General features: G+C 50.1%; 20 protein-coding genes and 1 tRNA gene. 8 read left to right on the forward strand and 13 right to left on the reverse strand.

The window, feature by feature from the left end; all coding sequences use genetic code 11:
- Positions 1 to 112: 112 nt before the first annotated feature.
- Both ACO5JD_RS02840 and ACO5JD_RS02845 read left to right on the forward strand, forming a co-directional pair.
- Positions 113 to 1,465, forward strand: a complete 1,353-nt coding sequence (locus ACO5JD_RS02840) for a sensor histidine kinase (RefSeq protein WP_021625269.1) — start codon at positions 113 to 115, stop codon at positions 1,463 to 1,465.
- A gap of 209 nt (positions 1,466 to 1,674) precedes the next feature.
- Positions 1,675 to 1,836: a hypothetical protein gene (locus tag ACO5JD_RS02845; protein WP_484987433.1), complete on the forward strand. Its 162-nt coding sequence runs from the start codon at positions 1,675 to 1,677 to the stop codon at positions 1,834 to 1,836.
- A 14-nt stretch (positions 1,837 to 1,850) separates the two neighbouring features.
- Here ACO5JD_RS02845 and ACO5JD_RS02850 read toward each other — a convergent pair.
- From ACO5JD_RS02850 to ACO5JD_RS02890, 9 genes are all read right to left on the reverse strand, one after another.
- A tRNA-Arg gene (locus tag ACO5JD_RS02850) sits at positions 1,851 to 1,926 on the reverse strand.
- Between the two features lie 65 nt (positions 1,927 to 1,991).
- Positions 1,992 to 2,666, reverse strand: coding sequence for a hypothetical protein (locus tag ACO5JD_RS02855; protein WP_484987435.1), 675 nt, complete (start codon positions 2,664 to 2,666; stop codon positions 1,992 to 1,994).
- Complete coding sequence (locus ACO5JD_RS02860) at positions 2,653 to 3,549, reverse strand: phosphoribosylaminoimidazolesuccinocarboxamide synthase (protein ID WP_484987437.1); 897 nt, start codon at positions 3,547 to 3,549, stop codon at positions 2,653 to 2,655. Before ACO5JD_RS02860 ends, ACO5JD_RS02855 begins: the two co-directional genes overlap by 14 nt.
- Positions 3,550 to 3,660: 111 nt before the next feature.
- The gene (gene pknB / locus ACO5JD_RS02865; protein ID WP_484987439.1) at positions 3,661 to 5,592 is read right to left on the reverse strand and encodes a Stk1 family PASTA domain-containing Ser/Thr kinase; all 1,932 of its coding nucleotides are present in this window, start codon (positions 5,590 to 5,592) and stop codon (positions 3,661 to 3,663) included.
- 96 nt (positions 5,593 to 5,688) lie between these two features.
- Positions 5,689 to 8,562: an FtsW/RodA/SpoVE family cell cycle protein gene (locus ACO5JD_RS02870; RefSeq protein ID WP_484987441.1), complete on the reverse strand. Its 2,874-nt coding sequence runs from the start codon at positions 8,560 to 8,562 to the stop codon at positions 5,689 to 5,691.
- Between the two features lies 1 nt (position 8,563).
- Positions 8,564 to 9,805, reverse strand: coding sequence for a Stp1/IreP family PP2C-type Ser/Thr phosphatase (locus ACO5JD_RS02875; RefSeq protein ID WP_484987443.1), 1,242 nt, complete (start codon positions 9,803 to 9,805; stop codon positions 8,564 to 8,566).
- A gap of 90 nt (positions 9,806 to 9,895) precedes the next feature.
- Positions 9,896 to 10,309 carry an FHA domain-containing protein gene (locus tag ACO5JD_RS02880; protein ID WP_484987445.1) on the reverse strand — a complete coding sequence of 138 codons (414 nt, stop codon included), beginning with the start codon at positions 10,307 to 10,309 and terminating at the stop codon, positions 9,896 to 9,898.
- A 2-nt stretch (positions 10,310 to 10,311) separates the two neighbouring features.
- Complete coding sequence (locus ACO5JD_RS02885) at positions 10,312 to 11,556, reverse strand: FHA domain-containing protein (RefSeq protein WP_484987447.1); 1,245 nt, start codon at positions 11,554 to 11,556, stop codon at positions 10,312 to 10,314.
- Positions 11,553 to 13,346 (reverse strand): serine/threonine-protein kinase, encoded by a 1,794-nt coding sequence (locus ACO5JD_RS02890; RefSeq protein WP_051317745.1) that lies wholly within the window; start codon positions 13,344 to 13,346, stop codon positions 11,553 to 11,555. The genes ACO5JD_RS02885 and ACO5JD_RS02890 overlap by 4 nt, the downstream gene beginning before the upstream one ends.
- A 105-nt stretch (positions 13,347 to 13,451) precedes the next feature.
- Here ACO5JD_RS02890 and purE point away from each other — a divergent pair, with 105 nt between their 5' ends.
- The 4 genes from purE to purN are packed head-to-tail and all read left to right on the forward strand — an operon-like array spanning position 13,452 to position 16,639.
- The gene (gene purE / locus ACO5JD_RS02895; protein ID WP_021625278.1) at positions 13,452 to 13,919 is read left to right on the forward strand and encodes a 5-(carboxyamino)imidazole ribonucleotide mutase; all 468 of its coding nucleotides are present in this window, start codon (positions 13,452 to 13,454) and stop codon (positions 13,917 to 13,919) included.
- Between the two features lies 1 nt (position 13,920).
- Positions 13,921 to 14,877, forward strand: coding sequence for a class B sortase (locus tag ACO5JD_RS02900; RefSeq protein WP_051317746.1), 957 nt, complete (start codon positions 13,921 to 13,923; stop codon positions 14,875 to 14,877).
- A gap of 53 nt (positions 14,878 to 14,930) precedes the next feature.
- Positions 14,931 to 16,025 carry a phosphoribosylformylglycinamidine cyclo-ligase gene (gene purM / locus ACO5JD_RS02905; RefSeq protein WP_021625280.1) on the forward strand — a complete coding sequence of 365 codons (1,095 nt, stop codon included), beginning with the start codon at positions 14,931 to 14,933 and terminating at the stop codon, positions 16,023 to 16,025.
- Positions 16,022 to 16,639 (forward strand): phosphoribosylglycinamide formyltransferase, encoded by a 618-nt coding sequence (gene purN, locus ACO5JD_RS02910; RefSeq protein WP_021625281.1) that lies wholly within the window; start codon positions 16,022 to 16,024, stop codon positions 16,637 to 16,639. The genes purM and purN overlap by 4 nt, the downstream gene beginning before the upstream one ends.
- A gap of 253 nt (positions 16,640 to 16,892) precedes the next feature.
- On the opposite strand, the gene ACO5JD_RS02915 is transcribed toward purN, so the two are convergent.
- The 4 genes from ACO5JD_RS02915 to rlmD form a co-directional block, all read right to left on the reverse strand.
- Complete coding sequence (locus ACO5JD_RS02915) at positions 16,893 to 17,993, reverse strand: Fic family protein (RefSeq protein WP_021625282.1); 1,101 nt, start codon at positions 17,991 to 17,993, stop codon at positions 16,893 to 16,895.
- A 377-nt stretch (positions 17,994 to 18,370) separates the two neighbouring features.
- Positions 18,371 to 19,138: an EFR1 family ferrodoxin gene (locus tag ACO5JD_RS02920; protein ID WP_021625283.1), complete on the reverse strand. Its 768-nt coding sequence runs from the start codon at positions 19,136 to 19,138 to the stop codon at positions 18,371 to 18,373.
- A gap of 76 nt (positions 19,139 to 19,214) precedes the next feature.
- Entirely contained in the window at positions 19,215 to 19,412 is a 198-nt protein-coding gene (locus ACO5JD_RS02925; protein ID WP_021625284.1) for an NADPH-dependent FMN reductase family protein, read from the reverse strand.
- An 18-nt stretch (positions 19,413 to 19,430) separates the two neighbouring features.
- Positions 19,431 to 20,699 (reverse strand): 23S rRNA (uracil(1939)-C(5))-methyltransferase RlmD, encoded by a 1,269-nt coding sequence (gene rlmD / locus ACO5JD_RS02930; protein WP_484987449.1) that lies wholly within the window; start codon positions 20,697 to 20,699, stop codon positions 19,431 to 19,433.
- Between the two features lie 272 nt (positions 20,700 to 20,971).
- Between rlmD and ACO5JD_RS02935 the strand changes: the two genes are divergently transcribed.
- Together ACO5JD_RS02935 and ACO5JD_RS02940 are read left to right on the forward strand one after the other, a co-directional pair.
- Positions 20,972 to 21,703, forward strand: a complete 732-nt coding sequence (locus ACO5JD_RS02935; protein ID WP_021625286.1) for a LytR/AlgR family response regulator transcription factor — start codon at positions 20,972 to 20,974, stop codon at positions 21,701 to 21,703.
- A gap of 109 nt (positions 21,704 to 21,812) precedes the next feature.
- Positions 21,813 to 22,592, forward strand: coding sequence for a LytR/AlgR family response regulator transcription factor (locus ACO5JD_RS02940; RefSeq protein ID WP_021625287.1), 780 nt, complete (start codon positions 21,813 to 21,815; stop codon positions 22,590 to 22,592).
- Positions 22,593 to 22,598: the final 6 nt, after the last annotated feature.

Consider the following 22,598-nt stretch of genomic DNA (forward strand, 5'->3'; position numbering starts at 1 on the left):
CCATGAGGATTCGCGTCGTGGGACCTACAATACTATGCGTCCGGAACCACAATCACGCCCGTCAGGTTCATTTCAATTGCGCACAGCGGTCCTTTTTGCTGTCACAGCTATTATGACGGCGGTTGTGCTCTCGATGGTACTTGCCTATGTATGGGAGGATCAGTTCCAAGGTTACGCACGTAGTAATATGGAGCGCATTGTACGCTCTACAGCAGATACGCTTGGTGCCCACTATGACCAAGTGGGTGGCTGGAGTGCCGATTCAGAGAGTTTTGTCAAAACCATCGTTGGTGAATATGGGCAGATTGGTGTTTTGGTACAAGACTCTGCTGGGCGCAAAATTTATGACAGTGCTGACAAAGGCGATGGTAAAGCAGAACAAGAAAAAGTTGCCAAATCTTTGAGCGCTGTGACCGCAAAAGTGAAAGCCAGCAGTGGTCGCGAGGTGGGCACTGTTCGTATGTGGGCGAGAGACTCAAGCTCTTTGCTTACCGAGACGGACGCACGATTTCGTACAGATTCGTATAACGCAATTGTATGGGCGGCGCTGATTGCTGTGGCGATCGCCTTGGTTATGGGTGTGTTTTTCTCACGTTCGCTCGTGCGACCGATTAACCGCATTACCTCGACTGCGCGCCAAATTCGCAATGGCGATCTTACTGCGCGTACTAAGCTTTCGGGTGATGATGAGATTGGTCGCCTAGGTGAGACTTTTGATGAGATGGCAACAGGTCTTGAGCGTGATATCAAGCACGAGCGTCGTCTTACGGGAGATGTTGCCCACGAGCTGCGTACGCCTCTGATGGCAATTCAGGCTACGGTGGAGGCAATGCAAGATGGTGTGTTGCCTGCTGATGAAGAGCATCTGCAGACAGTGGATGATGAAGTGCGCCGACTGTCTCGTCTAGTTGATGCTATGCTCCATCTTTCGCGTCTTGAAAATGGTAAAACGCAATTCCATCCCGAGCACACTGATATTGTTTATCTGGTACGTAGTTTGGTATCGATGCAGGAGCGTCTCTTTGCTGGTAAGGGCCTACGTCTTGCTTTTGACGATAAGACGCCACATCACGAGCTTTATGCCGACGTAGATCCTGATGGTATTCGTGAGGCGATCACCAACCTTATGTCTAATGCTATGCGCTATACACCTGAAGGCGGTTGGGTGTTGGTGACTGTGGAATCTGACCACGATGACGTGCTGATTTCAGTGCGCGATACAGGTATTGGTATTGCCAAAGAAGAGATCCCCAGGACCTTCTCACGTTTTTGGCGTTCGGCCGCGGGGCGCGAGCGCGCCTCGGGAGGTCTAGGCGTTGGGCTTGCTATTACCAAAGGCATCATTGACCTACACAATGGCACCATTTCTGTGAAATCCGAGTTGGGGCATGGCACCACTTTTACCATGCGCATTCCCACTGATCAGTCTCGTCATGGTCGCAAGCAGGATTCCACCGAGGAATAGGAACTTCCACTAAGGAATGGGAACGCTCCACTAAGGAATAGAAACGCCACAAAAGGGTGCTTTATGAACCCGTTGTACTTCATTTGTTGCAAACGGTTCAAAACCGTACTAAACGGCTGAAGAATGCCCAGGTAAAAATTGTCGCAAGGGTGCTTATTGAACCGCCTGTGGGCAAAAGGAAGCTTTCTGAACCGTCTGTGAGCTCTTTTATGCAGAGGGTTCAAAAGCGTACCAAACAGCTCGAGAAGCCCCAGATAAAAATTTCCGCAAGGACGCACATTGAACCCGATGTAAGCAAAAAGATGCATTGCGAACCGCCTGCAGAGCAAGGGGTGCATTACAAGAAAAAGCAGGCCAGACGCATTGCCTGACCTGCTGTATGTACTGGTGACCCCGGGCGGATTCGAACCGTCGACACCAGGTTTAGGAAACCTGTGCTCTATCCCCTGAGCTACGGGGCCGTGCGTAAGGGTCATTTTATCACCTGTTGGCAAGCAATGCCGCCACGGCTTTGACCCAAAGAAAATTACTTTGCGTCTTTATCCTTCTTGCCGCGCGTAGACTTCTTGGGAACGTCTTCGTCAAGATGTGTAGCAGCATACTGCAAAACACGCTTGTCTGACATGCGCGCAACTTCTGCATCGGCGGCATTGCGCATAGGACGTACAGAGCGCCAGTCATAGATAAAACCAGCAATAATCAGCGCGTAAGCAGATACCAGCGCAATCACACTTAGCGTGGCACCAAAACTACTTTTTTCGGCAGGGAAGAAGCGGCTCAATACCAAAGACAATACGGTCATGCCCATACCGCCACCAAGCAGAGCCCACCAAATATGCTGGCTACGCTTATAAGAGGCGTGACCATTCAAGATGGATCGAGCAACACGCGTGCGAGCATCAGCGATGTTGCGCTGACGGCGACGCTCGGCCTTTTGCTCTTCTTTGGTCATCTCAGACTGAGCTTTTCCAGTTTTACCGAGTTTGTAATCCTCAGAAGATACAACGCGGACTGTGGCGGCAGCCTCGCGGCTGGGCTTAGCACGAGCAGCTGAACTCTTGTATTGACCAACGCTGCTTTTCTTTACCGCGGGATCATCTTCTTGCTGATCTGCTTTTGTGTCGGTTGCGGTCTTGGCGAAGGGATTGCCGTTGAGTGCAGCTTCTTCGCGCGCGCCGGCTAAAGTATCACGCAGTGACATGAGTCTCCTTCATGGGGGTAAAACTTTCGCCAGTAATAATCTGGTATGCCTCTTGATAACGCTTAGAGGTGCCCTCAATCACCTTAGCGGGGAGGTGAGGGGGCTCACCAGTCATATCCCAGTTGGCACGCAGCCAATCACGGACGTACTGCTTGTCATAGCTTGGCTGAATACTACCAGCAGCATAACCCTCAGCAAGCCAGAAGCGACTAGAGTCAGGGGTAAGGCATTCATCAATTAATGTAAGTTGGCCATCAATCAGACCAAACTCAAACTTGGTATCAGCAATAATGATGCCGCGCGTTAAAGCATACTCGGCAGCAGCACAATACAGCGCCAATGAAGCATCACGAAGCTGAGTTGCCGTCTTTTCGCCGACGATTTCTGCGCAGCGCTCAAACGAGATATTTTCGTCATGGTCGCCGATGGCGGCTTTAGTAGAGGGTGTAAAGATAGGCTCAGGTAGCTGAGAAGCTTCGACAAGACCTTCGGGTAGCTTGATGCCACAAACCGTGCAGTCCTGATCGTAGGTCTTTTTACCAGAACCTGTGAGATAGCCGCGCACGATGCATTCAATAGGCAAAGGTTGCGCTTTACGAACAAGCATAGAGCGGCCAGCAAGGTAATCCGTATACCCCGCATACTCATCGGGTAGCGCAACAGGATCAATCGAAACCATGTGATTGGGAATCAAATCCTGAAAACGCTTAAACCAAAATGCCGAAATGCGGGTAAGAATTTCACCTTTGTAAGGAATCTCGTCAGGCAAGATAAAGTCATAAGCACTGATGCGGTCACTTGCGACCATGAGTAACTTATCACCGCAATCATAGATGTCGCGCACTTTACCTTGGGAGTCGGGGCGCATATCCATCGATTCCATGTGAAGGTCTCCTTAATGCTTCAGGCGTAAGTCATCGTAATTTACGCACCGCATATCGCACAAACGCGCTGATTATACGAGAAAAGAGCGCAGAGTTTGTGAGTCATTTATCTACTGTGAAGAGTCATCACTTTGAGCTGGTCCGGTAGAAACAGTGATGGTGATGGTAGAGCCTACAGAAGCACTACGGCCACCTCCCGGACTCTGTGATATAACCGTACCCTTCTCTACGTTTGAGCTAGATGCAGTCTCTACACTGACCTCAAACCCCACATCGCTCAGAGCACTCTGAGCTTCTTCTTGAGTAAAGCCTACGACAGATGGAACATCAATAGAAGAAGGACCAGAGGAAATAGTGATGACAATCGTAGATCCTTTATCAGCCTTTCCAGTGGCAGACTGACGGAAAACAACACCCTTGGCAACTTCGTTAGAAGCTTCCTCGCGCACGTCTACCTTAAAGCCAGCGTTGTTTAAAGTTGCAGTTGCATTGTCTTGACCCATGCCAGTTACATCAGGCACTTTGACCGATTCGACACCCAAAGAAAGCTGATAGGTAACACTATCGCCGGCTTTTGCAGCAGTGCCTGGTTTGGGATCTTGAGAGACAACTTTGCCTGCTTCTACATCGGGGGTGTATACACCGTCACCAGCCTTTGCAATGAGACCCCTGCTAAGCAGAGCATCTTCGGCTTCCTTGGCAGTCATATTGCTAAGATCGGGAACAGAGACATCTTCAGCTGGCTTTTCGCCCTTAGAGATAGTGATATTAATTTCGGTATCTTTGGCAAATTGCTTGTTTGCGGCAGGATCTTGGCTCATGACGCGACCAGACTCGACAGTGTCGCTGTAGCCCTCACGAACCTCACCTACCTTAAACCAATTTGTGGACTCAATTGTCTCAATAGCATCTTTGCGCGAGAGGTTTGAGAGGTTGGGTACCGCCTTGGTGCCACCACCAGCAAAGATTGTGGTCCAAAGAATCGCGATAACAGCAATAACAAGTGCAATAGCACCCAGTACACCAAAGATAGTACGACGACTCTTTCGGCGCTCTTCGGCTTCTTGTTGTTCGCGTGCCAGCTCGGTGGCTGAGGTCTGGCGCGCACGCGCAGATGTGGTGCGTACAGGAGTTACACGTTGGGTAGCCGTAGCCGAAGGAGCACCAATCTGTGCAGTAGCTGCAGCGAGTGGTAATACAGCGGTTGCATTGTTGACTTCCTGAAGCCTGCCTGCAAGATAGTCGTGCAATACACGTACCAACTCGTCGGCACTTTGGAAACGCGCATCAGGATTTTTTTGCATGCACTTGAGAATAATACCCTCAAGCGAGGGGTCAATCGCAGGATTGCGTTGACTTGGTGGCTGAGGAGTTTCATTGACCTGCTTGAGTGCAACAGAAATTGCATCGTCCCCATCAAAAGGCACACTACCTGTTGCAGCTTCGTACATAACAACGCCAAGTGAGTAGATATCCGTGGTGGGACCCAAAGGTTTACCCTGAGTTTGCTCGGGTGATACGTAGTGAGCTGTGCCAAGGACAGAGTTATCGGTTGTAAGATGGCTGTTTTTTGCACGTGCAATACCAAAGTCCATGACCTTGATATTGCCGTCAGGCTGCACCATGATATTCTGAGGCTTGATGTCACGATGAATAATGTCATGACGATGGGCTACAGAGAGAGCCTGTGCAATCTGTGAGCCAATCTGAGCAACCTTCTTGCCATCAAGGGCACCGTGTCTACGGATACCGCTCTTGAGGTCAGTACCGCGTAAATACTCCATCACGATGTAATAGGTGTCGTTATCTTTACCCCAGTCGTACACCGAGACAATATAGGGGCTCTGCAAAGCTGCCGCAGCCTGAGCCTCCTGCTTAAAGCGAGCAGCAAAGGACGAGTCATTGGCATACTGCGGGAGCATTGTTTTGATAGCGACAGTACGGCCTAACACGCGGTCGAGACCGCGGTAAACAACCGCCATTCCACCTGCCCCAACCTTGTCCTGAACTTCATATCGTCCGCCGAGTGTCCTACCTGGCATTTGCAGCTCCTATCTTGCTCGCAGCACGTTTACTGCGTTCTTACATAATCTCATAAGCTTCGCTCGTTGAGTGCGAAGCTACGCTACTCACATAGATCAACTGGCACCCGCCGCTTGTACATTGAGACAAGCGGCAAGTACTTCTCCTGCCACAGCAGTGGCAACGCCGTGAACAGAATTATCATCGACCTGCTCAATGACTACCGAGATAGCAACAGTGGGATTTTTATAAGGAGCAAAACCGATAAACAGTGAGTTGGACCATTTGCCATTATTGGTTTCGGCGGTACCTGTTTTGCCGGCCACTTGGACTCCACGGATGGCAGCTCCGCCACCCGTACCTGACTCAACTACGCTTAACATTGCTTCTTTGAGCTGGTCGGCTGTAGAAGTAGAAAAGACCTTGCCGAGGGAAACCTGCTGAGTTTCAGAGGTGGTTGTGCCCTCGTTAGAAACAATGTGGTCAATAACATAGGGTTTCATAGCTTCGCCACCATTTGCAACTGCTGCTGCAAGCACAGCATTTTGCATCACGGTAGTGTAGGGGCCATTGTTGCCCTTGTGTTGTCCAACAGGCTGGCCTGCTGCTGCCCAAGCAGTTTCCCACTCAGACATATCGTCGACTGTGGGCATCGTAGAGGGCAAAGCCGAGAAGTCCTGACCAATAGAGCTGCCATAGCCAGCCGCCTGAGCATAGGAGATAAGATTTTTAGCCCCAATCTGGCTACCTATCTGTGCAAAGACAGTATTGGCAGAGTTTGCAAAGGCATCCTTCGCACTGAGAGACTCCCAGGAATTGTTTTCAAAGTTGGTTACTGCGGCTCCGCCAAAATCCATTGAAGCGGGAGCGGGATAGGAGGTTTCAAGCGTAGTGCGCTTGAGGTCAAGAGCGGCTCCCAGAGTGAGTGTTTTGAAAGTAGATCCTGGTGCATATAGTGCACAAGTGGTCCTGTCGACAAGAGGTGAATTCTTATCATCAGCTACGATATAACCACTTTGATCATACGAGTAGGTGGGTGAAGAGGCCTTTGCTAATACAGCGCCTGTTGAGGGATCGAGGACAACAATAGCACCCACATATCCGTCGAGTGCGCGTTCAGCTGCACGCTGCATTTGCGAATTAAGGGTAAGCACAACAGACGAGCCTGAGTTGGGTACTCCTGCCAACGAAAGCAGAGCGTTATGCAGGTTTGAAAAGTCCGCATCACCCTTGAGTGCATCATTTGCTGCTAGTTCGACACCAGTAATCTCTCCGGTGGAAACAAAGCCAACTGTATGTACCGCAAGAGAACCCTGAGGATGGTTGCGTTGGTAGCTACCATCGCCCTGCAAGACTGATTCTGCGAGTGTTATTCCATCGGAAGTCACAATAGAGCCACGTTGGACGCGGCGAGCTTTAAGTGCGGTATGGGTGTTGTATTGGTCGTGCTGTAGGGCTTCAGCATGAATGACTTGCACATAGGTGAGGTTTGCAATGAGTGCAGCAAACATCAGGGAAAACACGGAGACAATCACGGTAAGTCGTTTACCCAGCGCTACACGTCCGAGTACGCCAGATTCAGGTGTGAGCATGCCATAGCGTCCACGGGCGTGTGCACCATGCACTACTGCAGAGGCGGTGCGGGCACCGGTGAGGGCAGGATTTTTGCTGGTATTAAATTTAATTGAGTCAGAAGTCTCTACCTGGACACCATGTCCTGTACCTTCGTCTCCTGCGCGGAGTAAAAGACCGATGATGATAAAGCTAGCTAGCAACGAGCTGCCGCCCTGACTCATAAAAGGTAGGGTGACGCCTGTAAGTGGCAACATTTTGGTGACGCCACCCACGATAACAAAGGCCTGAACAGCAATAGCGGCGGTAAGCCCTGCCGCAGTAAATGCGGAGACATCAGAACGTGCGCGCGCTGCAGTGGCAAGACCACGCACCGCCAGCAGCAAATAACAAATCAGCACAGCAGAGGCACCCAGCAACCCCATCTCTTCTCCGATAGCAGAGAAAATAAAGTCAGACTGAACAAAAGTAACAGTCTTGGCTGCTAGACCCTTGCCGATGCCTGTGCCCACCATGCCACCGTCTGCCAACGAGTAGAGCGATTGTAAAATTTGCATGCCGCTACCCCAGCGATCTTGGGTGGGGTCAAGCCACATATGTACACGAGTTTGTACGTGACCAAAAAACTTAAAGCAAAAGATGCCGCCAATGGCAAGCAGTAAAAAGAAGAAAATGACATAGCTTGGGCGTCCCGTGCAAACATAAAGCATGAGTACAAAGAAGCTAAAGAAAAGCAGGGCGCTACCCAGGTCGCGTTCAAAGACTACTACCAGCAGCGAGATGCCCCACATGACCAACATAGGCGCCAACATGCGTGGGCGGGGAAGCGCAAGTGGCCCGATATGACGCGTGGAAGCAGAGAGCATTTCTCGATTTTCTGCGAGATAAGCTGCAAGAAACAAGATGATGAGAATCTTTGCAAGCTCACCTGGTTGGAAAGATAGAGGTCCCAAACGTAGCCAGAGGCGTGAGCCGTTGATTTCAGTACCAAAGATCATTGGAATAAGTAGCAACACAATACCCGTAATGCCCAGGGTAAATTTGTATTCCGCCAGCCGATCGAGACTGGGTACAAAATAGAGCGTGGCTACCATTGCCGCAACCGAGACAAATAGCCATATAACTTGGCTGTTTGTTTGTCCTCCCGTGAGCCGCGACACAAAGGTGATACCAATGCCTGAAAGCACAAATACCAAAGGTAAAATCACGGGGTCTGCTGCAGGGGCAAGCTTACGTACAGCAAGATGCGCACCGGTAAAAGCAATAAGAAGTCCTAGTGGTACAGCAAATGCTGAGACACTCAGAGTGACCTTGTCAGAGACCAAATACATGGCATAAAGCAGACCTACAGGTACGGCAGCAAGTAGCAGTAATAGCAACTCTGTATTGCGCCTACCGTTGATTTTTTGTTCCCGCACCTTATTCACCTGCCCCAGAAGTATTTGTGTTGCTCGTCTTATTTCCCTCACCCAGAGGCACCGCGGGATTGTTGGGAGAAATACCTTCTTGTTCGACTTTCTCCTTGGTTTCCGCTGTTTGGTCGAGAGTCTTTGTAGTGTTTTCCATATAAGCATTTATCTTGGCGTAGGCATCTTTGTAACTTTCTGCTGCAACGCCCTCATGTTCCAAGCGAGTGCGCGTTGCCTCATCAGTAATTTCGGAGGTTTGTACATCTGAGGTTTCCACCCATTCATTGAGTGGGAAGCCAAAGACGTAGTCATTCCAACCTCGGTAAATAGCAATGCGCCCATTATGATCTTTAAGGAAGTAAGACGAACGGATTATCAAAGTCATTGACGCTAACATCAACAGGACAAAGCCAAGAATAAAAGCAGCCACACGTAAGGCATGGCGTTTCTTTTTTGTCCAGCGCGCCTCTTCTAAACCATCGTCTTCGATATCTACTACCAAAACAGTAACGTTGTCATGGCCACCTGCAGAAAGCGCCTCAGCAACCAAGCTATCTGCAGCAGACTGAGGGGTGGCACAGGATACGGCAACCGCTTCAATTTTTGAATCTTCGATCATGGATGAAAGACCATCAGAACACAAAATCAGGCGGTCTCCCGTAGAAACATTGATGGTGAAGTGGTCGGCATACATATCGGGATCAGAGCCCAGCGCACGTGTGATAACCGAACGCGAGGGGTGAACCCGTGCCTCGTCAGCAGTAATCTCACCCGCATCAACTAGCTCCTCAACGTAGGAGTGGTCGTGCGTGAGACGTACGAGTGTACCTGCATGCAAAAGATAAAGGCGCGAATCTCCCACATGTGCGATTGCCATTTTGTCACCAATAATAATGACGGAGGTGCAGGTAGAACCCATGCCGGGTTTGCCTTTACCCTCTTTGGCGCCATTGATAACAGCAAGATTTGCTGCTTCAACAGCAGCACCTAGGTACACATCATCCGCTTCAAGAGGCGCTTGTTCGGCAAGTGTCTGAGCAGCAATGGAGCTAGCCACCTCACCTGCGGCATGCCCGCCCATACCATCACAAACGGCAAACAATGGCGCACGAACAAGAAAAGAATCCTCATTATGGTCACGTACGAGACCAACGTCAGAGCGTACACCCCAAGACAAACGCGTTGTCGAGCCGGTGGCAGTTTGTGAATCTTCCCGCGAATCTAGGCAAAGCGTATCATGCCCTGGACTCATCACGGGAGCTTTTTTCTCTTTGGTGCTCCGGTGGAGTGAGGGTCGCTTTACCGAATTTTTTAGCAAGGATAGATTCATGAGGATATCTCGCTAGCGTCGGCTAATACGCATGATGGCATCGCCCACCTGTACCTCATCTTCGTCCCTGAGCGTAACGGGCTGGTCGATGGGGTGTCCATTTACAAGGGTGCCATTGGTTGATTGCAAATCTTCAAGTACCAAGGCAGGACCCTGGAGGGTATAACGCGCATGTGTAGCTGAAACAAATGGCTCATCAATTACGATATCGGATGAAGGTGAGCGCCCCATTACGACGGGTCCCAAGATATCCACACTGAGACCGCGTAGATTAGAAGGACCCTTCTCGACACTCACTGTCCAAATCGCAGCATCCTTGCGTTGTCCGCGTACAAGACCAATACCTGTCTTCATCGTGGTAAAGAGGAACAGGTAAAGGAAGGCGACAAGCAAAAGCCTGCCAACGAAAAGGGCAAGATCGATCATCTTTAGTTCTCCCGGAACTCGAGATTCATCAAGCCAACGGTAATAAGATCACCGTCGTGCAGAGCGCATTCTGTGATGTCTACATCGTTTACCAGCGTGCCGTTGGTAGAGTGCAAATCTTTAATACGCCAGCCGCGACCATCCCAGGAAATCTGGGCATGGCGGCGAGAAACATTGGGGTCACGCAAAACCACAGCACCCTCACTACGCTCACGGCCAATGATGGCGCTGGGAGCAGAGGCAATATAGCTACGTCCCGATTGATGGTCAATCAGAGTGCATGTGTAGTTAACTTCAGGTTGAGAAACGGGCGCAGCTGCAGGTGTTGCCACGGGAGCAGGCTGTGCCTGAGGACGCCTTTGAGTCACAGGCATAGAAATAGGCTGAGCCGTAGGTGCAGGGCTAGGGGCTAGCGCATCGGCGTACTGGCTATCGACATAGTCTGTAGGGATAACACCCAAGCCAATAGAGTCATCAGTCAAAGGGGAGCCTGATACGGGGATTGCCACAGGATCGGGCACAGGAATAGCGCGCATATGCTCGGAGGCAATGCCAGGCACACGAGAGACAAGCGGTGAGGCAGGCTCTGCTGCGGGTTCAGGCTCGGATACAGCAACAGGTACAGGAGCGGCAACGGGAGTGGGTATTACTGTCGGAGCAGGTTCAACTGCGGGAGCCGGTGTAATGACATCATTATCTTGCTCTTGAGGCTCGGGAACAGCCATCGGAGCCTCTACGGGCTGTTTGAGGACAGCGCGCTTTTGGCGCTTGCTGCTGCGAGGAATCTCGACAGCTGGTGCAGCTGCAGAAGCAGCGCCACCCAAGGTAGAAGCACCCGAAAGGAAAGCTTCTTCCTCAATACGTAGACGGTTGAGTGTGCGCGCATCGACATTTTCTGCAAAGACGGCAAACTTTCCACTGCGTAAAGAGGGGTCAACCATAAAGCGCGCCAGCGGCTTACCAACAAATACATAGTTGCGACGTTTGCCCTCTTGTTCAACCAAGTCGGACAGCTCAGCGGTGAACTGAGGATACAAAGCACGCATCGTTGCATCATCTGCAGAAGATACAAGAATGGTATAGAGAGCGGGGGCAGTATTGACCCCGTCGACTACAAAAGTCTCTGCTTCCATCTCGCGGGCAGCGCGACGGGCGAGCTTGCGAAGAGATATGGGGGCTGTAAAGCCCTGAGGAGCAGCGCCAAACACATCATTCATACGCTGCTCGAAAGTCTTGAAGACGTTCATCTGGACTCCTCGTCCTCGAAATGTCGTGACTCTTGCAAAGCACTGACAAGGGACACAAATATAGTTAAGAGTACCGCAACACCTACCGTTTCCCACGTGGGGGCCGGCCATATGCCACCATTCTCCATTCGAGCTGCTACAAGCTGAGTGAAGCACACTATGCCACAGCAGCTAATCTGGCCAATTGCGAAGCGCGTACGAGAGGCTTCGGGACGTCCGATGATGCTTGCGAGGCAAGCTGCAAGCATGCAGCCGCCCAGGCGAATGAGTGAGGGGATAGAAATGAGTGATGGTAGGTTTGTTGCAGCTTTTGTGAGCTGAAAACCTGCAGGTATTAATAGGAGTTTGAGCTGAGCGAGCAGCCAAGCCATACCAGCACTTATAGCTGCCATGGGGACATCCGAGTTACAACCTGCAACTGCAGCAGCAGCAGCGTTTTGGCCTAAAGCAGGAGCGATGAGTAGTGCAAGCGATGCTGTCTTGGTATGGATCTGCTTGAACCACAGCGTGCCAAAACAGGCAATGATTGCGACGGCTAATAAAATAGACGGTCCGTCGGCTGCAGGCAAAAGAGCAAGCGCAAAGAGTAGTGGTATAAGCAGCCCTGCAAGCGGAGTCCAGCATGCTATCGCAGCAGCTACGGCCAAAGCTCCTGGCACTATAGGAACGCTTTGAGTGAGTGGGACATGAGGTAGAAGCTCGGTGGCAAGCGTTGCACCTGCGATTGCCGTGAGTCCACGCACAACTGCCGACGCCAACCAAGGAAACCGTACCGCCAGTGGAATACGTTCACCTTCCCACTCGTCATCATCTAGTCCATCTTCCTGAGAGGTGAGAGAGGCGATAGATGCAGCGCCTTCCTCAGGATCACCTAAACCAAAGGCAATATCGTCGGCTACCTGATCGGCATTAGTGGGACGCATGGCGGGGTCTGCTTCAAGACAAGCAATAATGGTCTGCTCGGTAATCCCTGCAAGGGCAGGATCTTTTTTGGAGAGACGAGGACGAATACCGCGGCGAATGGCAAGGGCGGATTGTTCGGCAGTATCTGCGGCAAAAGGATTGCTGCCCGTAAGTGCCTGCACCAAGACAACTACCATCGAAAAAATGTCAGCTCGTTCGTCGACGGTACCGCCCTCGATTTGCTCGGGTGGCATGTAACCTACGGTTCCACCGCGCGCATCCGCAAAACCAGTAGCAGAAGAAAGAGCAGCCATACCAAAGTCACATAGTTTAATTTTGCCCTCGTGGGTCAGCATGATATTGGATGGTTTTATGTCTAGGTGGAGTACCCCCGCATGATGTGCAAACGCCAACGCTGCACCAAGCTCTCGTGCAAGGTAGGCCACCTCATCGTGGGTGAGTGTGCCGCCCTCAACGCGGGAGAGCAGTTCGGACAAAGTCATACCATCAACGTATTCCATAACGAGATAGGCAATTTGACTCTCAACCGCAAAATCATGTACTGCGACGATGCCTGGATGTTCTAGGCGGCTGGCCGTACGAGCTTCAGAAAGTGCTTCTTCTATGGTGGCATCAGCTTGCGCAATTGTGGCACCAGGAATTTGAGCGGTTTGATTGATGAGCGGTGCCAAACGCATCCGCTTGATGGCCACGCGACGTTGCAGGCGAGTATCCCAACAGGCAAGAACCGTGCCAAAACCACCAGTACCACAACTGCCCATCACGCGATAGCGGCGCAAGATCATGGTCTCGGGCGTATCGTTTTGCTCGACCTGATTTTGAGCTGCTGGATAGCGCAAATGTGTATGAGTGTCAGCTATAGGCACTTTCGCGCAGTCCTTTCTTTGTTTGAGCTGCATTTGAATAAGGCGCGTGCATGCGTCATGAGTATACTGTAAGGCGCAAATGACCATGAAAGGAGACCAACTCACATGACTCAGACGGAAAAGCCGTTGGTGGGCATCATTATGGGTTCGAAATCTGATATGGCCGTAATGGAGGGCTGCACCCAGCAGCTTGAGGAGCTCGGGGTGCCTTATGAGCTCATTATTGCTTCAGCGCATCGCACCCCTGCAAAAGTGCATGAATGGGCATCTACTGCAGCTGATCGCGGTATTCGTGTCATCATCGCAGCAGCTGGTAAAGCAGCTCATCTTGGTGGTGTTGTTGCAGCGTATACGCCGCTGCCTGTGGTGGGCGTACCTATGAAAACTTCTGATTTGGGCGGCATGGACTCCTTGCTGTCTATGGTACAGATGCCAACCGGCGTACCTGTGGCCTGCGTGGCAATCGGCGGTGCCAAAAATGCAGCTATCTATGCAACGCAAATTCTAGGTGCCGCTATGCCTGAATGGCGTGAAAAGATAGTGGTATTCAAGACGGCAATGGCGGAGGCATAGCGTGGCGCGTCATATGGGCAGCTCTGCTTCTGCCAACAACAAAACAGTGCGTACGGCTGCGCCAGTGGAGGAGCCATTGAGCAACCATGCGGTAAGTCCCCTGCCTTCTCATGCAGGTGCTGCAAATGGTTTAAATTCACGAAAGCCAAACCGTGGATCTAAGGGTAGGCGTATTTTTTCAACCCTATTGCTTGCGGTGGGTATTATTTTGCTGCTGGTAGCGGCTAGCATGTTTGCTGTGCAACGTTGGGGTTACTACCAACAAGATAAGGTAAATAGCGATCTGGCTTCGCACGTCAAGATTGACGATACGCCCAGTCAAGGTTCTGAAGCTGAAAAATGTCCCGTGACGGTAGACTGGGCCGCTCTCAAGAAGGTCAATGATGAGGTTGTAGGCTGGCTTTATGTGCCTGATACCACCATCAATTACCCCATCTACCAGCACTCTGACAACGAGTATTACTTACACAATAATGCCGAGGGCACCTGGACTGTCGGTGGCCAGCTCTTTATGGATTATGAAAACGCTAAGCCAGGTCTTGTGGACAACCAAACCATGATCTATGGCCATCACCTGCTTAACGGTACTATGTTTGAGCAAATTGCTGCCCTTGATGACCAAAAGAAGTTTGATGAGATGGGCACCATTTGGTATGTCACCGAGCAAGGCGCACATCGCTTGAAGCCTATCTTTATGTATGACACTGCGCGTGAGGATATGGATGCGCGCACGATTAATTTTGCTAGTGCTGATGAGCTGCATGAGTTCTTGGCAAAGCGTCTTGATAAAGCGTTGACGCGACGTGCTGATGCAGACAAGATTGTCTCCAAGGTAGATCATGTGATGACTTTGTCTACCTGTGTCTATTACTCCAAGTACGAAAAGGGGCAAGGCCGTGGCTTGTTGGTGTGTGCTCCTGTAGAAGAAATCGATGCAGCACTTGCTACAGCGAAATAAGGTGTAACGAAATAAGGCAGGCGGTCACGTTTTCCAAACGGAAGGGTCTCGACATGAGCGATGAGAAGCACATCACCTATGCAGATGCCGGAGTCGATGTCGATGAGGGAGCGCGGGCAGTCGAGCTAATCAAGCCTGCGGTTGCGGCAACTATGCGCCCCGAAGTTATCGGTGGGCTTGGCGGATTTGGCTCATTGTTTTCGATGGCGGGTTTTAAGGATATGCAGGATCCCGTGCTGGTTTCTGGCACCGATGGTGTGGGTACTAAGCTTGCTATTGCGCAGTTGCTGGGACGGCATAATACGGTGGGTCAGGATTTGGTGGCAATGTGCGCCGATGATGTGGTGGTTGCTGGTGCCGAGCCGCTCTTCTTCCTGGATTATGTCAGTGTGGGCAAGCTTTCAGCTGAGGCGATGGCCGAGGTTGTAGGTGGAATTGCTGAGGGTTGTCGCTTAGCAGGCTGTGCGCTGGTGGGCGGCGAGATGGCCGAGCACCCTGGCGTGATGAATCCTGATGACTACGATCTTGCTGGGTTTGTTGTTGGTGTGGTTGATCGCCCCAATATGCTTGGTCCTGACCGCGTAAAAGAAGGCGATGTTATCATCGGTTTGCCTTCGAGCGGCATTCATTCAAATGGCTATTCTTTGGTGCGTAAGGTGGTTATTGAGGGCAACACGGTTGACGAACTCAATACACCGCTTGATGAGTTGGGTGGCAAAAGTTTAGCTGATCTTGTGATGGAACCCACAACCATTTATGCAGGTCCTCTCACACGCATCCTTAAGGCAGGTGCACCCATACATGCCATGGCTCATATTACCGGCGGAGGCATTACCGAAAACCTCAATCGCGCATTGCCCAGCAACATTGATGCATTAGTTGATCGCGGGGCCGATTACGGTTGCAGTTGGGAAGAGATGGGCGAAAGTTCCGCTTGGAGCGTTCCGCCCGTTATTGATTATGTAGTGCATGAAGCAGGGCTTACTCCCGATGAAGCATACAAAACGTTCAATATGGGTGTAGGAATGTCACTCATTTGCGATCCCAATGATGTGGATGAGCTGTGTGAGGTATTGGTTTCTGAAGGCTTTGAGCCTTTTGTGATGGGTGAATGTATTGCTGGCACGGGAAAGGTTGCTTACCGATGACCATCAAAATTGGTGTTCTCATTAGTGGTTCTGGTACCAATCTGCAAGCAATTATTGACCGCATCGCAGCGGGTACACTCGATGCGGAGATTGTGCTTGTTGTATCTTCTCGGCCCTCGGCATTGGGTCTCAAGCGTGCTGAGGCTGCTGGTATCCAAACGCTTACTCTCAGCAAGGATATCTATGCTGAACCCATTGTTGCTGATGAGGTGATTGCTTCTAGTCTCAAAAAGGTAGGGGCAGAGTATGTGGTCATGGCAGGCTACATGCGCATGGTGCATGGACCGATTTTGGCGTCATTTCCCAATCGCGTAATCAACCTCCATCCAGCACTGCTTCCCAGCTTTCCTGGTGCACACGCAATTCAAGATGCCTATGAGCGTGGGGTAAAAGTTACGGGCGTAACCGTGCATTTTGCCAATGAGGATTATGATGCCGGTCCTATCATTGCTCAACGCGCGCTTGTGGTGCAGGAGGGCTGGAGTGTCGACGAACTCGAGGAGCATATTCACGAGATTGAGCACGAGCTCTATCCCGATGTGCTGCAGATGATTGCTGAAGGTCGTGTCAGCGTGCGTTCTAATCTTACGGTGGAGGTTGTTGCTACAAACTAGATGCATCTGTGGTGGCGACACAACGCTGGCGGCACGACGTCTGTCGAGCCTGCTCGACTTACCCGATTCATCCGTCATATGAAAAGGGTTCATTTTTCCCGCTCAATTTGATAACTCGGCAGGTATCAATTTGAGAATTTGAGAAAAATGAACCCTTTACGATACTTTTCCAACGTTTATATATGCAATCCGGTCAAAACACTCATCGCCTCAAGGTTTCGTTTGACGGGAATAAGTCTGAAATCCCATCGCCTCAACCCTGCTGCCGGAAGCGATACTTCCCTTTACCATGCCCGGAGACCGGTTCGATGATCCGGTGTTCTGCCATTTCACGAAGTAATGCGGAACTTCTCGTAGCTCCCAATCCAAGTATGCTCTGAACATCTGACCTGCCGAACACAGCCTTCTGTCCAAGTTTCTCTCTCAATACCTGAATATGCGAAGCGGTCTTTGCTGTGAACACATCTTCAATGTTCGCCTTTTCTTTTTCAATGTTCGCTTTTTTTCCTTCAATGTTCACTTTTTCAGGCTCGGTAAACGCTCCGCTGATATGCAATGTTCGGTTATGTAGCGGATGATTTTCATTCAGCAGTAGATTACGGAGGAAGGTTTCAAGATATTCTGTTGTCTCATGGATTCCGTTTTTCAGATCGTTGTAGTTTGCCCTTACCAGCGAATTACGGAAATACCACGCGTTCTCGGCAAAAATATCGTTTGTCACATCAAATCCCAGCGTACGCAGATACTTGATAAAAAATACCGCTGTCGTTCTGGTATTGCCCTCGCCGAAGACGTGGATCTGCCACAGTCTGGAAACGAAAAAAGCAAGATGATGTATGATCTCGTCCATCGACAGATTCTTATAAGAGAATTTCTTCTCTTCGGAAAAATCATAATCCAATGTTGCCTGGAGCTCTGTTGCGCTGCCGTAGAGCACGGTCGCACCATCCAGCACCCATTCCTTTTTCGTGATGTTATAATCCCGAATCCGGCCTGCGTGAGAATAAATCCCAGTAAACAGCTTTCTATGGATGGAAAGATACTCGTTCGGCGTAAAACTGAAAGCCTGTTCAGAGAGAAACGCTGCTATCCTTGCGGAAACCTTGTCCGCCTCTTCAGTGCGGTCAGATGCATCACGGGCAGGATTTTCCTTATAATAGGACTGAAGGAGTTCATTCGCTTCTTCAAAAGTTATCTCGCCCTCAATATTTCGGACGGCCGTCTGCACCAGATATTCTGAAGTCTTAAGCCCGTCAACCGCCTGCAGACCAATGGCCGTATGCCAAGCATAGCCTTTGTCCCGCTTATCCGGTTCGGACTCCTTGATATATTCCTTAAATGGATCTTTGTCCATGTGAACTCACTTCGCTATTTCTTAATTTGAACACGCATGAAATCCACCGCTTCCGCATGCGTCGTCTAACAAGACTCTATCTTTGATACAATGCACTTTTCCCGAATATGTAGTCCGATGTCCGTAGAAAGCCTTATTCTGCGGGCTTTGCGCATTTCAAAAGGCACAAACCGGCCTGTGAAATACAGCTGATATGCTCTTGCTGTCGCTGTACTCATTCCGGCCGCGCATCCTTTCCGAAACCTCTAACAGGCTATCCTTAAAAAGTGTGCAATCCTTAAATTGTGTAGGAAACCTTAAAAGGTTTAACCTTCATCTTACTGATAGACCTTAACACCCAATTCATAAACCTACTTCGTCGTCTCCGGGAACACGGTTTATCTATCCTCTTGCTTATTCGCGTCGATCAACTCTTTCAGCTTCACATCGGGATTTCTCCAACGCTTGTCGCTCTTCTCACCCTTGATGTGAATGGCAGTCTTCGGGCAAGCATGGATACAGGCAAAGCAGCTGTAACACCGATTATCGAAAGCCATCCTGCCCTGAATGTCAATATTCCCGGCAGGACATACCTTGGCACAGGTGCCACACTTGATACAATTATTGTTTACTGTAAAGTCACGAGCTGCTTGTCCGCTGTTCGTCTTTTTGAGCATAGGCTTTTCAAAGAATGCACCGATGCTCTTAATCATCGTGTTCTTCGTCAGCTCATGCTTGCGGGCAGCAATATCTGATGCAATTCGGAGCAGGTTCTCTTCCACCTTTTTCGACGGGAGTTTTGCAATTTCCTTCTCAACGTCAAAGAGCGGAAGATAGTTGTCCACCATCAGCAGTTCTGCAGAATAGTCCAGCTTGATTCCGTGTTCTGAAGCGAGTTTTTGGAATGCGTACAAACTGTTTCCGGGAAAGAAGCCATAAGTAGCCACTGCAAAATAATAATCTGCTTCAAATTTCTTTTTATCCAAAAGCTCTTTCATAATACGCGGGTAGGTACCGTCAAACACAGGGAAAACAAATCCTATCGCATCATCCTTGTAATTGGATTTTTCCTCATGAATTGCCTGCGGAACTGAGATCGCCTCACCTCCGATGTTCTTTGCCACTGCAAGGCAATTTCCCGTTGCAGAAAAATAAAACACTTTCATGAACCGGTCTCCTTTCTATGAATTCTTTACCTTCCTCTTTCTCACAGCTACTTCTCAATCGTCGCTTTTGAGTTCTTCACCTGAGAACCCTGATGGCGAGCCCGTTCTCATTCATGATGGCTCCCTTGCAGTTCTTCTTAACATCTCGCACCATGCTGGCCAGTCCGGAGCCTTCATGCGTACTGATGACGCGCACCGTTTTCCCGGAAGAGTCCAGCCTTTTGATTGCCGTTTCAAGCTCCGGAGCATAGGTTCCCCAGTAGATCGGACTCATGATGTAAATTTTTGGCCCTTATTTATCTTTCCTAGACATCAAACTAACCGTCTCGACGTGTTTGGTGTGGGGAAACATATCAACAGCAGTTAGTCGATCGAGATGATATCCAAGATCACGAAGTATAAGCAGGTCTCGCACCTGTGTCTCGGGATTGCAGGAAATGTAGACGATACGCTTAGGCTGTGCTTGGGCGAGCGCGGTTAGAAACTCCAAAGTAGATCCCGCGCGTGGTGGATCTAGCAAGGCGACATCAAAATCATTCTGTTGAGGCTTGCGTGCAGTGAGCCAAGCCGTTGCATCTGCTGCATAAAAGCGGCAGTTGTTTCCTAGATGGTTGGCCTCAGCATTGCGTTTGGCGCAGCTGACTGCCTCACGCACCGCTTCCACGCCAGTGATTTTAATATCTACGTTATACTTGCGCGCTTGAGCTGCGGCGCAGATGCCAATAGTGCCTGTGCCACAATAGGCATCGAGTACATACGCTCCCTCGTCAAGTTGTGCCGCATCAATCGCTAATTGATACAAAACTTCGGTCTGTGCAGGATTAGTTTGGTAAAAGCTCGTAGGACCAATTTCAAAGTGACAGTCGAGCAGCTCGTCATACATAACACCACTGCCCCACAGCACGTGATTTTCTCGGCCAAGCATTGCGTTGGTGTGGCGTGTGTTGACATTTTGAACGCAAGAGCTGACTTCGGGGTAAAGACGTTTTAATTCGTTGGCAAAACGACCGAGTCCACGCACTTCTCGTCCATTCGTTACCACGGTAAGCAGTGCGTCATTGCTCTTCCAGCCCATGCGAACAATGGCATGGCGGAGGACTCCCCGCCCCGTATCTTCGTTGTAGGCAGGAATACGCAGACGTGTTGCCACACGGGCAACTTCTTGCAGAATATGCCGCGCATGAGGTTCTTCGACTAGACAGGCATTGCAAGCAACAACGTGGTGGGTTCCCGCTGCATAAAATCCCGAGCGGATGCGTCCTTTGGCTGCTGGCGCAAAAGGGGTTGCTGCTTTATGTCTGTAGGCAAGAGGTTCTCCACGTATGCCGACAATAGGTAGAATTTTAGTCTCGTCCTGCTTGGTAAAGTCGGCGAAAAGCTGTTCAATCCACTCCTGCTTGCGGCGCAGTTGTACAGGATAGGGGACCGCGAGCCATTCGCAGCCTCCGCATGAGCGAGCTATTGGACAGGTGTATGTCTTGTATCCCATGCCACCAGTGTAGAGCACGTGCCCGCAGTAATTGAGCTCAATACGTACCTCAGAAAAAAAGTTGCTAGTCATCACGAATGAGCGGAAGCGCATGGTCCCCAAAAACGCGTCTCCATTCGCGAGACATGTCATAGTACCGCATGCAAACCGACGTCAGGCAATATTGCTGCACAGCGTGTCATTGGGGACAAAAATATGCTGTTGGTGACATTGATAAACACATATAGATAATTTCTCGCGACCATAAAGCATATAAAGGGATTTTTATTCGTTGAGTCGCGCATTACCTGTCTTGAGACCTGCTTTGCGTTCTTGCGCGGCGTGCTCACGGGACGGAGGCCACGGTGGTTGTTGCGGTCTGCGATCCACATAGAGATGAGTGCGCTCAGATTGTAGATCTGTTGGCAGAGATGGGGCGCGCGAGCAACTCAGGTATTTTAGCGAGGGTAATGCCAAGCACGACGGCACTGTTACAGATCACCTGCGATTCATTGATGCCACCAGACTTGGTGTTAATTGATAGAGATTTGCCAGATGAGAGTGGAATTAAATTAACAGAAAGTCTGCGTCAAAAAGGCTATCGTGGACCAATATTTGTTACTGCTTCAGACACCAATTCGGTTTTTGATGCACTGGATGCTGGAGCTACCAATTATCTGGTTAAAGGAAGCAACGATTTTGCAGAGCGCCTTGGCAAAGCAGTGCATACTACACGAGCATATATGCTTGAAGATTTGCAAGGACGCAGTATTCGGCTGAAGGGGAGCGAAGGCACTCATCAAGTACCGCTATCTCAGGTGAGATATTTCTCGGTTGACCGTCACACAATTTGTGGTCACTGGGGGCATGTGGTTGAGAGCCTAGAATACCGTTCGACACTCGATAATGTTCAAGAGCAGTTTGCAAATTTAGGCTTTGTGCGCTGCCACCGCGGTTATGTGGTCAATACAGCCTATGTTGCGGATGCGCATCAGCATGAGCTGACATTGTTGAGTGGCGAGCAGCTACCCGTGGGTCGTCGTTATCGGGCAGCCTTGGAGCGGCTCAAGACATTTCCAAGTGCAAACTTTGCCTGAGTCGATGTGCCCATGACACCTTGATATCTATCGCTGGAGATTTTGGCACGCTTATAACCCGCGATTTTCTACAGCTTTAGATTTTGGCTTTAGAGAGAAAGGTAATAAGGTGCGTGCGCTTGTAGCTGACAAAGACAGCGTAATGCGCAGGCGAACGGTAGAACTGTTGCGCGCAATTTCTGCAGAGCAGATGCTAGGTGCGCGTGTTTTCGTGGTGAGCGGTTCTGAGGCTCTATATCAATCGGTATTTAAACGAGGACCAGCAGACATTCTCTTTTTGGATACCAATTTGCCGTTAGGTGGAGGCATTAAGATAAGCCAAGATCTGCGCCGTTTAGGTTATCAAGGGTTTATTGTTGTCAGTTCATGCGACGCTGAGGAAGAGTATCCAGCTTATTTGGCTGGTGCATCTGCTTTTCTGTACAAGCTTGATCCAAAATATCCCGTACGCTTGGGGATGTGTTTACGCGCTGCGGCGCAGGTAAAATTGCAGCTTCAGCGTGAATTCCTACATATGCGCTCGGGCGCAGAGAGCTTTATTCTTGCTATTCAGGAGATTCGCTACTTCTCGGTCGAAAGTCATCATGTGACCTGCCATTGGGGACCTGAACTGCACGCAACTAGGTATGCCAGTTCGCTCAGACAAATTCAGTGTGATCTGGCTGAATATAACTTTGTGCGCTGTCATCGAAACTATCTCATCAACTGCGATTTTGTAGAAAAGATTGACAAGCAAAGCGTGACTTTAGAAGGTGGGATTTGCTTGCCTGTGAGTCGTAGATACGTAAAAGAACTGCGCTTTGCTTGTCAAGAACTGGCTGGGTTAAACAGTGCATCTTCCATAGAAGATGATTCGACAGGCGACGATCTTTCTGAGTTGCTCTCTTAGCTAGAT

The organism is Olegusella sp. (genome assembly GCF_057238325.1).

Coding starts and splice junctions, on each gene's coding strand:
- ACO5JD_RS02840 (WP_021625269.1), top strand. CDS start 113: ATGACGGCGGTTGTGCTCTCGATGGTACTTGCCTATGTATGGGAGGAT.
- ACO5JD_RS02845 (WP_484987433.1), top strand. CDS start 1,675: ATGCAGAGGGTTCAAAAGCGTACCAAACAGCTCGAGAAGCCCCAGATA.
- ACO5JD_RS02855 (WP_484987435.1), bottom strand. CDS start 2,666: ATGTCACTGCGTGATACTTTAGCCGGCGCGCGCGAAGAAGCTGCACTC.
- ACO5JD_RS02860 (WP_484987437.1), bottom strand. CDS start 3,549: ATGGAATCGATGGATATGCGCCCCGACTCCCAAGGTAAAGTGCGCGAC.
- pknB (WP_484987439.1), bottom strand. CDS start 5,592: ATGCCAGGTAGGACACTCGGCGGACGATATGAAGTTCAGGACAAGGTT.
- ACO5JD_RS02875 (WP_484987443.1), bottom strand. CDS start 9,805: ATGAGTCCAGGGCATGATACGCTTTGCCTAGATTCGCGGGAAGATTCA.
- ACO5JD_RS02880 (WP_484987445.1), bottom strand. CDS start 10,309: ATGATCGATCTTGCCCTTTTCGTTGGCAGGCTTTTGCTTGTCGCCTTC.
- ACO5JD_RS02885 (WP_484987447.1), bottom strand. CDS start 11,556: ATGAACGTCTTCAAGACTTTCGAGCAGCGTATGAATGATGTGTTTGGC.
- purE (WP_021625278.1), top strand. CDS start 13,452: ATGACTCAGACGGAAAAGCCGTTGGTGGGCATCATTATGGGTTCGAAA.
- purM (WP_021625280.1), top strand. CDS start 14,931: ATGAGCGATGAGAAGCACATCACCTATGCAGATGCCGGAGTCGATGTC.
- purN (WP_021625281.1), top strand. CDS start 16,022: ATGACCATCAAAATTGGTGTTCTCATTAGTGGTTCTGGTACCAATCTG.
- ACO5JD_RS02915 (WP_021625282.1), bottom strand. CDS start 17,993: ATGGACAAAGATCCATTTAAGGAATATATCAAGGAGTCCGAACCGGAT.
- ACO5JD_RS02920 (WP_021625283.1), bottom strand. CDS start 19,138: ATGAAAGTGTTTTATTTTTCTGCAACGGGAAATTGCCTTGCAGTGGCA.
- ACO5JD_RS02925 (WP_021625284.1), bottom strand. CDS start 19,412: ATGAGTCCGATCTACTGGGGAACCTATGCTCCGGAGCTTGAAACGGCA.
- rlmD (WP_484987449.1), bottom strand. CDS start 20,699: ATGACTAGCAACTTTTTTTCTGAGGTACGTATTGAGCTCAATTACTGC.